Raw genomic sequence first — 13,070 nt, 5'->3', positions numbered from 1 at the left:
TTTAAATTTTAAATAATTATTTAAATACCTTACTATGTACATATTCAAAAAGCATATAGATAACTTACACTCAAATATTCAATCTAAATAAATTTGTTATTCAGATAAAAAAAGCCCGCGCTTGCGGGCTTGCTTCTTACTTGGGTTTGTTTACGACAACACGTAAGGATTGAAGTGAATCACCTCCACCCCCAGCCAGTCATTCAACTCTTTCATGCGCTCCTGCAAGGGCTCAATCTCGTTATAAGCAAACACCGTGGCAGCCTTCTCTACGTCTCCCAGGCCTCCGGCATTACTCGGAATAATCCCCATCAGTTGCGCCGGTACACGGTAGGCGCTCAGCTGATCGTCACGGGTTACGTTCTTGATATTCCAGAAGTCATCCTTGGCCGCCACTTCTGAGATGGGCAGAATCTGTATGCCGTCCTTCTTGCCGCCAGGCGCGTACACCATCAGATTTTTAAAATTACCGGGGCCTTTGCTGCCTTGTAATGCGGTGCGCAAATCATCGATATAGCTTTCATTTTGCGCGGCGTCAGTCATGTACAGGATAAAACCGGCGTGGCTGCCGTTAGCAAAGTAGCGGCGGCGAAACAGCGTGGCCGATTCATTCAGCCAGGTTGAATTCAGCGCCGACAGGTATTCAGGCAGGCCGTAAATCTCCTGATTAATATCAGGCTCTAAAAGGTGGAAGATGGCCCCTTGCTGGAACTGGTGCTCATTGGCGTAATCAAGGATCTGAAAATATTGCTCTTCTTTCACACCCTCCCGCATATATTCAGCCAGTGCATAATTAATTTGTGCAACGCATTAAACCCAGTGTAGGATGCGGCCATTCGTTTTATTCACCGCACTGTTTAAAGGAGAACACATTATGCAAAACACCACTACATTCTCCGCAGTCCGCGCCTAGTTTGATCGAGACTTTCCTCCTGTAAGTCCCATTGCCCTAGGCTTCGGCCTGCCACATCATTTTTTAAATCTGATATGGATTTATCATGGGCGATTACGTTCAAAATTTGTCTGCGCGCGTTAATTTAATCGCGTCTGCAGATACATGGATCGAAGGCGGTGCGATCCGGCAATTACAAAACACCGCCAAACTTCCCGGCATGCAATATGTTTCCGGTATGCCTGATTTGCATCCCGGCCGGGGCTATCCGGTGGGCGCGGCTTTTTTCTCTGCTGATTTTATTTATCCGGCTTTAATTGGCGGCGATATTGGCTGCGGCATGGCCTTGTGGCAAACCGATATTGCGGTGCATAAAGCCAATCTCAGCAAGCTGGAGAAAAAACTCGGCAATATTGATGGCCCTTTGGGTGAGGAATGGCAGGATGAAATTGCCGGCTCAATCGCCACACAAACCGGCTTTCAACAGGCACTGGGTACCATAGGCGGTGGTAATCATTTTGCAGAGCTGCAATCAATTGATGAGGTTTACGATGCTGCCGCGCTGGATGCGCTGGCCATCAGTAAGCAGCAGCTTCAGCTTCTGGTGCATAGCGGCTCGCGCGGCCTGGGGCAGTTTATTTTGCGCCAGCATATTGATCAGCATGGCCACAGTGGATTAGCTGTGGATACGGCAGATTGCGCGGCGTATCTACAAGCGCATCAGCAAGCCGTGCAATTTGCCATGCTAAACCGCAGGCTGATTGCCCGGCGGATATTGTCGCGGCTAAACGCAAATGGCCAGGCACTGCTGGATATCAACCATAATCTGCTCCTGCCCGCAAAAATGCATGGCCTGCAAGGCTGGGTGCACCGAAAGGGCGCAACGCCGGCCGATGTTGGCCCGGTGGTGATTCCGGGCTCACGCGGCGATTTCAGCTACCTGGTTTCACCGCTGGCCAGCGATCTGAGCCTGAACTCACTGGCCCATGGTGCGGGCCGTAAATGGATGCGCAGCGAATGCAAAGGCCGCTTAAGCCCGCGTTATACCGTGGCCCAGCTTAGCCGCACCAAGCTGGGCAGCCATGTGATTTGTGCCGACCGGCAACTGATTTATGAAGAAGCCCCCGAAGCCTATAAACCCGCCGAAAACATTATTTCTACTCTGGAAGGTGCAGGGCTGATCAAGGTGATTGCAAGGCTGAGGCCGGTACTCACTTACAAAACCCGCGGGGAGTGCTGCGAATGATTTTATTACAACTCTCTGCTGCCCAAGGCCCGCTGGAATGCCAGCTGGCCGTTAGCAAAGCACTGCTCCGACTGATGTTTGAAGCCAGACAACGGCTGCTCAAGCTGGATATTTTAGAGCAGGAAGCGGGCGATAAAACCGGGGTTTATCGCTCTGTTTTAATCAGCCTGGATGGTGCAGGCGCTGAAGAGCTGGCCCGGCTGTGGGAAGGCACAGTGCAATGGATCTGCCCCAGCCCCTACCGCCCGCGCCAATTACGCAAAAACTGGTTTATTGGCGTATTGCGCTGTACAGAAACCCAGCGCAATTTATCAGGGGAGATTCGTTTTGAAACCACACGCTCATCCGGCCCTGGCGGCCAGCATGTAAACAAAACCGAATCCGCAGTGCGGGCAACCCATCTGGCCACAGGCATCAGCGTAAAGGTGCAAACCGAGCGCAGCCAGCACGCCAATAAGCGCCTGGCAGAAATGCTGATCGCCCACAGGCTGGCCAGCCTTGCCGAGGAAGCCAGCGCCTGCCAGCGCAGCGAGCGGCGTTTGATGCATTACCAGATTGAGCGCGGCAGCCCCAAACGCATTTTTAAAGGCGAGCTATTTGAGCCGGTAATCGCTTAATCAATGGCCCTTCCGATGCGAAGGGCCTCACAGCAGAGAAAATCATGATTCGCGCACTTTTTATTTGCAGCCGAAACCGCCTGCGCAGCCCCACCGCAGAGCAAATCTTTTCCACATGGCAAGGGGTTGAAACAGATTCTGCAGGCCTTGCACCCGATGCCGGTGTGCCGCTTTCATCAGAGCAAATCGGCTGGGCCACGCATATTTTTGTAATGGAGAAAATCCACCAGCGGCGCTTAAACCAGCGCTTCACCGCCGCCATTAAAAATAAAAAAATCATCTGCCTGAATATCCCGGACGATTACCAAGATATGCAGCCAGAATTAATCAGCTTATTAGAGAAAAAAGCAGGCGGGTATTTGGGGGGATAAAATCCAAAGCAATTAACTTAAGCGAAATGCTCTTCGCAGGGCAGATGCAACCCGCCAGACTTTCACATGCAAAGCTGCAAAAAACGGCGTGGCTTTACCCGCCAACAAACACAACATCAAACCGATGTAATACTGACACTCACGGCCTGCCCGCCTTGCTCGTGCTTTATTTTTACAGGTAAAAAACGCTCGATTACACCGATATTAGTCAGCAAATGGGAAGATGCTTTGGTGCAGGTAAAGCTGCCTTCCCCCGCAAGCGCCATGCTCAGCAGTAATTGATCAGCAAGGTATTCCCCCACTGCGCCCCGGCTGGCTAAATAGATTTTTGCCAGGCTGGCGGCCTGATTAGCCACGGCTTCCGCACTGGTGCCCTTCTCACCAAAGCCTGTAAAAATCTCGCTAAGATGCTTATGCACCACTTCAATCAAAACGGCATTACCGGGGCCCTGATCGTTGCTTAAAACACGAATCTCCCCTGCCACACCTTCAATCCGCAGGCTGATCTGATCAAGCTCCCGCTGGGCCACTTTACCGGGTACTCCGGCAACGAGCGCTTCGGCCTTAATCTGCTGCAATGTGCCTCTGCTGCTTAAGTACAGCGGGGTCAGTGCAGAAACAGGCTTTACACTGGCCGTGATTTCACCGCCGCCTGCGGGGTAAAAACCATAGCGTTTTAAGGCTATATCCTGCTGCACGCCCATTTTTGCCAGCAGCGGCTGCCAGACGCGGATCAGAAAATCAGCAGGCGGGGCCGCCTTATTATGCGTGCCCCCACTTACCGAAACCGTACTGGCCTGCTTTGCAAACCAAAGTGCGGGCAAAATAGTTTGCAATACCAGGGTGCAGCTGCCCGCCGTGCCAATAGCAAAACGATAATCCCCGCCCTGCACCAGGCCGGGAATAAAGCGCAGGCTTTGCGAGCCCACCGCCGCGCCTTCAACACTTGCGCCACAAATAGCCGCCGCGGCCTCCACCGCCGTCAAATGCTGGCGCAACAAGCCCGGCTTTTGCCGCCCGGCGCGAATGTTTTTAATTTTAAAACTTTGGCCAGTCATCATGGAAAGCGTAAGCGCGCTCCGCAAGATCTGCCCGCCCCCTTCCCCAACGGCCCCATCCAACTCAATCAATTTATTCTCCTTTTTGTTTTAAGCAGCATCTGCAAGCACCGCTTTATAAAGCAAGTGATCCAGGCTTGTCAGCTGAGCAAGCGGCCTTGGGGCGCTTGTTTCTGCCACTTCCTGCGCCAGGGTTTGCTCAATAAAGGCGTGGATGCGCGGGAAACGAACGCCGTACTCAGCCTCGCCAGCACTCATTTTTACCGCCAGCAGCTGGTTGATTTCTTCTGCCAGTGCGCTCTGATCTGCAAGCATGGCCTGGGCCAGATCAGCAAACCGCATGGGTGGCATATCTGCCCGGCTATCTATCCACTGAGTCGCCAGCAAGGGCCGCAGCACATAAAAATATTTTTTTAATCGCACAGATTCTGCTTGCAGATACTCACGAAAATTATTTTTTGCCATCGATAAATAATGCCAGCGTGCTTTTTTAGCAGAGAAATACCCGGCTTTTAAAGCCTGTAATTCATCGCAAAGCCAATCTTCCTGCCGATAAATCACCGGCGAATCCAGCCATTCAAACAGGGTGGGATTCGATTTTCCCAATAAACCCAGCGCTTTGCGCAGCTCCCAGCCGCAGATATCCAGCTCATCGCTGATGGGCACTTCAATCACATCGCGCTGTTTTTCAATATTGAGGTACCAGTCTAATGAGTGCACATAGATAAACCGCACATCGTAATCGCTATCGGGCGAGGCAAATCCCCAGCCCCGGCTGCCCGATTCGCAAGCAAACAATATCTTTACCTCATGCCTTGCTTCGATCGCGCTCAATTCATCCATGATGCGCTCTCGAACACGGGCTTCTATCGGGTGGGCGCTCAGTATTTTCATTTTACTTCCTCTTAAAACCGCCCCATCCAGTGCTTTACCCCTTCACACAAACCACCTGGCGCAGGGTATGCACAATTTCTACCAGATCGGACTGCGCGGCCATCACTGCGTCGATATCTTTGTAAGCCATGGGAATCTCATCAATCACCTCTGCATCTTTGCGGCATTCCACATGCGCAGTGGCGTTGATCTGGTCTTCCACCGTAAAGAGTTTTTTGGCCTTGGTTCTGCTCATAATTCGCCCGGCACCGTGGCTGCAGGAGCAAAAAGCCTCTTCATTTCCAAGGCCACGGACAATAAAGCTTTTGGCCCCCATCGACCCCGGAATAATCCCCAGCTGGCCTTTTTGCGCCGAAACCGCCCCTTTGCGCGTCACCAGCACCTCGGCACCAAAGTGCGTTTCTTTTTGCACATAGTTATGGTGGCAATTCACCGCCTCTACATCAGCCAGAAAGGGCTTGCTGATTACTTTTCGCGCGGCTGCAATCACGTTTTGCATCATCACCGCACGATTACGGCGGGCAAAATCCTGCGCCCAGCCCACGGCTTCCACATAATCATCAAAGTGCTGGCTGCCTTCCTCAAAATAAGCCAGATCACGGTGCGGCAAGTTGGCAATATGCTGGCGCATATCGGCCTGAGCCAGCTCGATAAAGTGCGTACCAATCGCATTTCCTACCCCACGCGACCCGGAGTGCAACATAAACCACACGCGGTTTTCCTCATCAAGGCATACCTCGATAAAGTGGTTTCCTGTACCCAGTGTTCCCAGATGCTTACGATTATTGGTTTTAATTAAGCGGGGATATTTATCGGTAATCTGCTTAAACCCATCAGCCAGCTCACCCCACATGGCATCCACCGTGGCAGGTGGAGTATCCCAAGATCCTTTATCCCGACCGCTTCTGGTTGAAGTGCGGCCATGCGGCACTGCGGCCTCAATCGCACTGCGCAACCCGGCCAGACTATCGGGCAAATCTCCCGCCATCAGCGTGGTTCTGGCGGCCATCATTCCGCAACCAATATCCACCCCCACCGCAGCAGGAATAATCGCCCCGCGGGTTGGAATCACGCTGCCGATGGTCGATCCCTTACCCAGATGCACATCGGGCATCACGGCCAGATGCTCAAAAATAAACGGCATTCTGGCAGTGTTAATCAGCTGCTCGCGCGCCTCATATTCCAGCGGCACGCCCTTGGTCCAGAGCTTGATTGGCGAAGCGTTTTCCACATTAATCTGGCTGTAATTGCTCATTTTTTTATTCTCATTTGTTGGCTGTGTTGTGTATAAACACAGCGATTTAAGTAAAGTTGGCCTTGCTATGATCTTCAGTACGGGTAAAACCCGCTTAATTTTCAGCATTGCCAGCACCACAGTACATAGCAAGCACTGTGCCACCCATAAAAATAACGTGTCAATTAATCAACAAGCCTTTGATTTATATTCGTAATTAAAAAATTTAAACGCAAACCAGCCAGACTACCCTTCGCCGGAAACAGATAAAATATGATAAATTAAGCTAGTCATTTATATTTTTGGATAAGGCAGATGCAAAAGACCGTGGTGTTTGGCTTTGTAGGTACGGTGCTGGATTATGTGGGCCGTGGCAGCCAGCGCTGGGAGAAGTGGCGTCCTACCATTGGCCTATGCCAGCAGGAAGAGCTGCTTATCCACCGAATAGAGCTACTCCACGATCTGCGCAACCGTGGCCTGTTTGAAAGACTCAAACAAGATATCAAACAGGTTTCTCCCGAAACCGAAGTCGTCGGCACCGAAATCAATTTAAGCAACCCATGGGATTTTGAAGAGGTTTACGCCGCGCTGCATGATTTTGCTCACGGCTACCGCTTTGATACCGAGGCCGAAGACTATCTGATTCATATCACCACCGGCACGCATGTGGCGCAAATTTGCTGGTTTTTGCTGGCTGAATCGCGCTATTTACCCGCCAAACTGATCCAGACCTCACCTGATCGCAAAGAACAAGGCCCGGCTGGCCGCTATGCCCTGATTGATCTTGATTTATCCCGCTATAACAAAATTGCCAGCCGCTTTGCCCAGCTTAAAGACGAAAGCGTTTCTTTTTTGAAATCAGGCATCGCCACACGCAATCCGCGCTTTAACCGCATGATTGAGCAAATCGAAAGAGTGGCAATTCGATCCAAAGCGCCCATCTTGCTGAGTGGCCCCACGGGCGCAGGCAAATCATTTTTAGCTCGCCGTATTTATGAAATGAAAACCTCCAGGCACCAGATTAGCGGGCGTTTTGTGGAAATAAACTGCGCCACACTGCGCGGCGACAGCGCCATGTCTACCCTGTTTGGCCATGTAAAAGGCGCATTTACCGGCGCACAAACCGAGAGAGCAGGCCTGCTGCGCAGCGCCGATGGCGGCTTACTTTTTTTAGATGAAATTGGCGAGCTGGGGCTGGATGAGCAGGCCATGCTGCTGAAAGCCATCGAAGAAAAACGCTTTTTCCCCTTTGGCAGCGATAAAGAAGTCAGCAGCGATTTTCAGCTGATCGCAGGCACCGTGCGCGATCTGAAACAATGGGTGGCCACAGGGCGCTTTCGGGAAGACTTATACGCCAGAATCAATTTATGGCTCTACGAATTACCCGGCCTTGCCGATCGCAGCGAAGACCTGGAGCCCAATCTGGAATTTGAACTGCTGCGCTACGCCAAAGAGCAAGGCGAGCAAGTACGCTTTAATGCTGGAGCCAGACAAAGCTATTTAAAATTCTCCGGCCGGCCAGAGGCTAAATGGTCTGGTAATTTTCGCGAGCTATCCGCCTCCGTCACCCGCATGGCCACGCTGGCAGAAAACGGGCGCATTACCCAGGAAAACGTAAACGAAGAAATCACCCGCCTGCAGCAGGCCTGGCACAACAATACCCCCAATGAATTAGACGAATTAATGGGAAGCAAAGCCGGTGAGCTTGATTTGTTCGATCGCATGCAGCTGGAAAAAGTCATCCAGATCTGCAAAGCATCTGATTCGCTATCGGATGCGGGCAGAAAACTATTTAATATATCGCGCCAGGAAAAGGCAAAAAGCAATGATGCGGACCGCTTAAGAAAATACCTGGCAAAATTTGAATTGGACTGGGGCAAAGTAAAGAGAATGGTTTAGATCTGTAGAAATAAATCATGCCAATGCATTTACTTTATTAAACAACCTATTAAATCAAATATCAACAGGTGTTAATTTACATTTGAATATTTAAATCACAATCATTAAATCAGGCAGATATGCCATTAAACATCATTTAAAACAACAATGAGTTTTCTGCACCTTCCCATTTAATCACCTTTTTTTTGTACAGCTCTTTAACTCTTCCTGCTTTAACTTTTAAAGTTATTTCATTTATCAAAAGCATCCGGTCTTTTTCAGGCAAACTATTTTTAGGAAAATAAAAACCGGCCCCAACCGGAGGAAAAGAGTCAATCGAGGTAATCCGCAGGCGTGATTCTAAATTATATTTTTCAGCAGATTTAATAAATCCACTAACCCCCATGATTGTTGCATCACAACGTTTATTAAACATTTTTTGTGCAATCACATCTGTATTTAATACATCTTCAACACGATTTTTTTTACGCAAGCTGGCAATCAATTCTAAGTATTTAGGCCCAGAATCGAATCCTCTGACAACATTTACCTGCATTTTACCTTGCATCAAATCATCAAGTACATTATTGCTACCCTGCCAGTCTTTTAATGAAATCAAACTAACCTGCTCGGACAGAACATTTACATAGTCTGCTACAGCATCACGCTTCGGCGTTTTTGAAGCTGCAATTAAATCGATCTCTCCTGACTCAAGCATTCTCAGTGCACGCACTCTTGGCATCACGTCATATACAAACTGACATGCGGTTGCTTTACTTATTTCAGCCAGAAAATCCGGGATAATCCCGCTTACTTTATTCTGCTCATCAATATCCATAAAAAAACCAAGCGGGCTCGCTGCCACAACAACGGGGCGTGAACACCCGCCAGCAGAGTGCGCGGTTGAAGTCATTGCAGTTAAAAGCACAGCAGCCAATATATGAATTGCTGTTATTTGCTTAGACATTACCACCTCCCACTATTTTTGGTCAGCACTTATCGTTTCATTATTCAAGTTAAACGATGCCCGTGCAATTTTCTACCTACCGTAAGTCAGTTCATATGAACAGCCAGCTATTATGGCTTATTTTCGAATTATTTTTATAAGCCTCTCAAGCTGCCACATGACATGCATGCTAATCCATCTATTTTTTAATGCTAAAAAAACAAGTGTAAACCCGGCTTGATCCAAGTTTATTCAAATATTATTGAATTTGTCTCTTCTTCCCATTTACTTACTTTTTCCCTATATAACTCTTTAATTCTCCCTGCTTTTACCTTTGATATAATTTTATCAATTAAAAAAAATCGATCTTTTTCTGGCAAACCTTTTTTTGTAACATAAAAACCAGAATGATATATGGGCAAAAAATCAATCGGAGTAATAAGTAAACGAGATTCTAAATTATATTTTTTTGCTGATTTAAAAAAGTTACTGACAGCCATTATGGTTGCATCGCATCGCTGATAAATTATCTTTTGTGCAATTACATCAGCATCAATAACATCTTCCAAATTATGACTTGCACTTAATTGAACTAAAAGTTCTAAATATTTCGGGCCCAAATCATAGCCTCTTATAACGTTTACCCGTATTTTCCCGCTCATTAAATCATTCAGAATATTTCCACTATTAGGGCGCTCTTTTAAAGAAATCAGGCTAATGCGGGCAGAAGCAACACCGATATAATCGGCAACAATATCCCGTTTAGGTGTTTTTGATGCAGCAATTAAATCAATTTTCCCGGTTTCAAGCATATGTAGCGCACGGATTCTGGGCATCACTTCATACACAAACTGACAACCGGTTGATTGGCTGATTTCAGCAAAAAAATCAGCAATGATTCCTGTAACCTTTTTCTGTTCATCTATTTCCATAAAAATACCGAGCGGGCTGGCCGCCACAACAACAGGCCGGGAGCAGCCGCCAGCCGCCATAACTGCTGGTACATTTACAAATGCAATAAGCGACAAATAAATCACAGATATTTGCTTAAACATTGCCCAGCCCCACCGCCCAAACAATACTCGATAAAACGTTATTTCTTACTGCTGCATATTAATAAGCAGGCATGCATTTAAATTAAACGATGCCCGGCTTGTTTTCTACCCACCACAAGTCAGCTTACTTACAATGCAAATAAAAGGCAGTTATTTTTACTTTAGTGGGTAAGCTCAGAAAAATATAAAGCCCCTTTTTTACTTCCCCCATCCATGCACCCATTTTTTAAACACTTTCTTTATCACAAATAAAAAAAACAACCATTATCTTCCCGGATAAAAAAACACCGGAATGTGAGAAACAGAGCAGACTCCATACTAAGCATGCAAAAGCGGCCACTAACGGCAATGGGGCATGGGGCATGGGGCTACACGCAAAAACCCACCCCGGATATTACAGCTATATAGATTGCCAATATGGACAGTAAAATCAGCCACAATTTGTGATGCAACTCAAATCAGTGCCCCTTATGTAGTGATGTAATCTGATGAGCTGCGGGGCCATCATGTAAATCAATCATCTTCAAACTACCCAAATAATTTCTGCCCGGGTAAAAGGGCTTTTACCTGGCCAGTGTGTGTCCCGTGCGATCCATTGCCATCTGGTGAAACCAGTTTTTGCCTAAAAACTCTAAAAACACCAATAAAAAAGCGCTGTAAAACTAAAAATAATGACCGCACAAGCCTGCGCCAACAGTGCAATATCAAAATTTAGTCATCATCCAATGTGAATAAAAGTTATGCCAAACCACCGTCAGCTACTGATAATAATGTAAAATTAAGAATAATTCCTATTCTCAAAATTTATTCAGGACTTACCTCATGAAAACCCGGCTAAACCTGCTACTCCTTAGCTTTTTGTTCGCTGCACCAGCCTTTGCAGAAAGCAAAAACCTGCACTTTAATGCCAGCCAAGGTCAGGAAAGGCATATTGATGTCAATGGACAAAAAGTACAGTACCTGGCATTCGAAGGGCTTAGTTATGTAGCAAAGCCTTTGGAGCCAGCCTACCAACAACTGAATGTCTACATCCCCAAAGCCTATTTTGAACATCAGAGTATTGGCCGCTACACAACAGAAACGGCTCCGATATTTCTGCCAAACAATGTAGGTGGTTATATGCCATCGCAACCCAAAGCTCCGGGGCTGGGGCGTGATCAGCAACCCGATGCCATAGCGCAAGCGCTAGCCCACGGCCTTGTTGTTGTCTCCCCCGGAACCCGGGGCCGCACCTTGCAAGATAAGTCAGGCAACTACACAGGCAAAGCTCCGGCTGCTATAGTCGATTTAAAAGCCGTCGTACGCTATCTAAAATTTAATGACATAAAGATGCCCGGTGATGCAAACAAAATCATCTCGAATGGTACCAGCGCAGGAGGTGCTTTATCTGCTCTACTTGGCGCCAGCGGTGATGCTCCCGACTACTTACCCTACCTTAAACAACTGGGGGCAGCACCAGGCAGCGATGCAATTTATGCAGTATCAAGTTATTGCCCTATTACTAATTTAGGCCATGCCGATCTGGCTTATGAATGGATGTTTCAGTCCATTCATGAAGCAACCGCTCCAAAATTGCAGGCTGGCCAGGCTTTTGAAGCCCCAGGGTTGGAGCCAGGCAGCCCATTAGCACTCAATGAAAAAATTAAAGGAGACAGGCGAAACAGGCCCGCCGGAGCACCTGTGTTCAACCTAGGCCCTATGACAGCCAAACAGCTTAAAGTATCGTCAGAGCTGGCATCTGCCTTCCCCGATTATCTTAATTCACTGTCACTAACCCACAAAGGACAAGCACTACAGCTATCGAAAGACGGCACGGGCGCATTTCAGCAGTATCTGCAACAACAGCTGCTACAGTCAGCAATGGTGGCACAGCAACAGGGCAAAGATCTTAATGCTGCTACATGGCTAAAGACATCTTCAGCCGGACTGCAGGTGGACTGGAACAATTACATCAAAGCAACAGGACGCTTAAAAAAAGCCCCGGCCTTTGATTCGCTGGATTTAAGCAGTGGTGAAAACAGTTTATTTGGTGACAGCAAGACCAACAACAAACACTTCACCGATTGGGGCGTTGCACACTCGGCCTCTCCCCAGAAGAAATCAAAACAAAGAGCGCCTGCAGCAATCGTCACACTAATGGATCCAATGCATTTTATTGGTAAAGAAACAATTAAAACCTCGACCCATTGGCGGATCCGGCATGGAGCTGCTGACAACGATACCTCGCTGGCAGTGCCTGCTATATTGGCGCTTCGATTAGAAAACAGTGGCAAAAATGTTGATTTTAGCCTGCCATTCGCTCAGCCTCACGGCGGAGATTATGATTTGGCAGAGTTATTCAACTGGATAGCAACATTACCCTGAATAGCTCCTGACGAAAGCCTATAACTAAAATCGTGTAAATGCCCTAGGCCGATTAATCTCTTTCCAGAAAAAACTCATGTCAGGCATCACAATGGATCGTCAAACATTTCCTGGAAGGATTACAAAGCCGTTGCCGCAGATTTGAAACGGGAAAAATATTTGAAGCTTTACAATCACCATATCCCGCAAAAAGCGCAGGGGCATATTACGCCGATTGCGGCGTTAAAGAACTGACAAAAAACCAAGCCTGAATTGTTTACGAAACAAGTTTATAACCATGTGCAACTAGGCAGCAGAATGCGTATATTGAACGTCATAATCGCACTGTTCGAGGTGAATAGCTGGCCTACGGTAATTTTGAAAGCCTTGCAGAAGTGCAAGAAACTGCAACGCAATAGCTTTGGACTTACAATAACGAGCGCCCGCATATGGAATTGGGCGGCATCACCCCGAAACAAAAACTGGCATTACATGCCTAGCCTCTACTTTTAAGTGAGCTTAAAAACAGGGGGGAT

Annotated in this window: 11 protein-coding genes and 1 pseudogene; 6 read left to right on the top strand and 6 right to left on the bottom strand. The window is 47.8% G+C overall.

Translation table 11 applies throughout. From position 1 onward, the window contains the following. Positions 1-150 precede the first annotated feature (150 nt). Positions 151-774, bottom strand: coding sequence for a phage portal protein (locus EJO50_RS00680; RefSeq protein ID WP_125971104.1), 624 nt, complete (start codon positions 772-774; stop codon positions 151-153). Between the two features lie 224 nt (positions 775-998). Between EJO50_RS00680 and EJO50_RS00675 the strand changes: the two genes are divergently transcribed. The 3 genes from EJO50_RS00675 to EJO50_RS00665 are packed head-to-tail and all read left to right on the top strand — an operon-like array spanning position 999 to position 3,126. After that, entirely contained in the window at positions 999-2,138 is a 1,140-nt protein-coding gene (locus tag EJO50_RS00675; RefSeq protein ID WP_125971103.1) for an RNA ligase RtcB family protein, read from the top strand. Further along, positions 2,135-2,755, top strand: coding sequence for a peptide chain release factor H (gene prfH, locus EJO50_RS00670; protein ID WP_125971102.1), 621 nt, complete (start codon positions 2,135-2,137; stop codon positions 2,753-2,755). The genes EJO50_RS00675 and prfH overlap by 4 nt, the downstream gene beginning before the upstream one ends. A gap of 44 nt (positions 2,756-2,799) precedes the next feature. Further along, entirely contained in the window at positions 2,800-3,126 is a 327-nt protein-coding gene (locus EJO50_RS00665) for a low molecular weight protein tyrosine phosphatase family protein (protein WP_125971101.1), read from the top strand. 116 nt (positions 3,127-3,242) lie between these two features. Here EJO50_RS00665 and rtcA read toward each other — a convergent pair whose 3' ends face one another. Genes rtcA through EJO50_RS00650 form a run of 3 tightly spaced genes read right to left on the bottom strand, consistent with a single transcriptional unit; the run spans position 3,243 to position 6,333 of the window. Then, the gene (rtcA, locus tag EJO50_RS00660; protein ID WP_125971100.1) at positions 3,243-4,256 is read right to left on the bottom strand and encodes an RNA 3'-terminal phosphate cyclase; all 1,014 of its coding nucleotides are present in this window, start codon (positions 4,254-4,256) and stop codon (positions 3,243-3,245) included. An 18-nt stretch (positions 4,257-4,274) separates the two neighbouring features. Next, positions 4,275-5,078 (bottom strand): nucleotidyltransferase domain-containing protein, encoded by an 804-nt coding sequence (locus EJO50_RS00655; RefSeq protein ID WP_125971099.1) that lies wholly within the window; start codon positions 5,076-5,078, stop codon positions 4,275-4,277. A 34-nt stretch (positions 5,079-5,112) separates the two neighbouring features. After that, complete coding sequence (locus EJO50_RS00650) at positions 5,113-6,333, bottom strand: RtcB family protein (RefSeq protein WP_125971098.1); 1,221 nt, start codon at positions 6,331-6,333, stop codon at positions 5,113-5,115. Between the two features lie 294 nt (positions 6,334-6,627). On the opposite strand from EJO50_RS00650, the gene rtcR reads away from it, so the two are divergent. Beyond that, positions 6,628-8,211 carry an RNA repair transcriptional activator RtcR gene (gene rtcR / locus EJO50_RS00645; protein WP_125971097.1) on the top strand — a complete coding sequence of 528 codons (1,584 nt, stop codon included), beginning with the start codon at positions 6,628-6,630 and terminating at the stop codon, positions 8,209-8,211. A 136-nt stretch (positions 8,212-8,347) separates the two neighbouring features. Here rtcR and EJO50_RS00640 read toward each other — a convergent pair whose 3' ends face one another. Continuing rightward, positions 8,348-9,157: a substrate-binding periplasmic protein gene (locus tag EJO50_RS00640; protein WP_125971096.1), complete on the bottom strand. Its 810-nt coding sequence runs from the start codon at positions 9,155-9,157 to the stop codon at positions 8,348-8,350. Positions 9,158-9,384: 227 nt separating this feature from the next. Continuing rightward, positions 9,385-10,191, bottom strand: a complete 807-nt coding sequence (locus EJO50_RS00635; RefSeq protein WP_125971095.1) for a substrate-binding periplasmic protein — start codon at positions 10,189-10,191, stop codon at positions 9,385-9,387. Positions 10,192-11,013: 822 nt separating this feature from the next. Here EJO50_RS00635 and EJO50_RS00630 point away from each other — a divergent pair. Together EJO50_RS00630 and EJO50_RS17315 are read left to right on the top strand one after the other, a co-directional pair. After that, positions 11,014-12,555 carry a subtype B tannase gene (locus EJO50_RS00630; protein ID WP_125971094.1) on the top strand — a complete coding sequence of 514 codons (1,542 nt, stop codon included), beginning with the start codon at positions 11,014-11,016 and terminating at the stop codon, positions 12,553-12,555. Positions 12,556-12,845: 290 nt separating this feature from the next. Then, a pseudogene (locus EJO50_RS17315) lies at positions 12,846-13,034 on the top strand (integrase core domain-containing protein); the annotation flags it as partial. Positions 13,035-13,070 lie beyond the last annotated feature (36 nt).

The sequence above is a fragment of the Iodobacter ciconiae genome (assembly GCF_003952345.1).
Classification (GTDB): domain Bacteria; phylum Pseudomonadota; class Gammaproteobacteria; order Burkholderiales; family Chitinibacteraceae; genus Iodobacter; species Iodobacter ciconiae.
The sequence above is the reverse complement of the archived record's forward strand: the minus strand, read 5'-3'. Positions and strand labels throughout refer to the sequence as shown.

What these genes read in the sequence shown, in the direction of transcription:
- EJO50_RS00680 (WP_125971104.1), bottom strand. Translation starts at nt 774, where the DNA reads ATGCGGGAGGGTGTGAAAGAAGAGCAATATTTTCAGATCCTTGATTAC.
- EJO50_RS00675 (WP_125971103.1), top strand. Translation starts at nt 999, where the DNA reads ATGGGCGATTACGTTCAAAATTTGTCTGCGCGCGTTAATTTAATCGCG.
- prfH (WP_125971102.1), top strand. Translation starts at nt 2,135, where the DNA reads ATGATTTTATTACAACTCTCTGCTGCCCAAGGCCCGCTGGAATGCCAG.
- EJO50_RS00665 (WP_125971101.1), top strand. Translation starts at nt 2,800, where the DNA reads ATGATTCGCGCACTTTTTATTTGCAGCCGAAACCGCCTGCGCAGCCCC.
- EJO50_RS00655 (WP_125971099.1), bottom strand. Translation starts at nt 5,078, where the DNA reads ATGAAAATACTGAGCGCCCACCCGATAGAAGCCCGTGTTCGAGAGCGC.
- EJO50_RS00650 (WP_125971098.1), bottom strand. Translation starts at nt 6,333, where the DNA reads ATGAGCAATTACAGCCAGATTAATGTGGAAAACGCTTCGCCAATCAAG.
- rtcR (WP_125971097.1), top strand. Translation starts at nt 6,628, where the DNA reads ATGCAAAAGACCGTGGTGTTTGGCTTTGTAGGTACGGTGCTGGATTAT.
- EJO50_RS00640 (WP_125971096.1), bottom strand. Translation starts at nt 9,157, where the DNA reads ATGTCTAAGCAAATAACAGCAATTCATATATTGGCTGCTGTGCTTTTA.
- EJO50_RS00635 (WP_125971095.1), bottom strand. Translation starts at nt 10,191, where the DNA reads ATGTTTAAGCAAATATCTGTGATTTATTTGTCGCTTATTGCATTTGTA.
- EJO50_RS00630 (WP_125971094.1), top strand. Translation starts at nt 11,014, where the DNA reads ATGAAAACCCGGCTAAACCTGCTACTCCTTAGCTTTTTGTTCGCTGCA.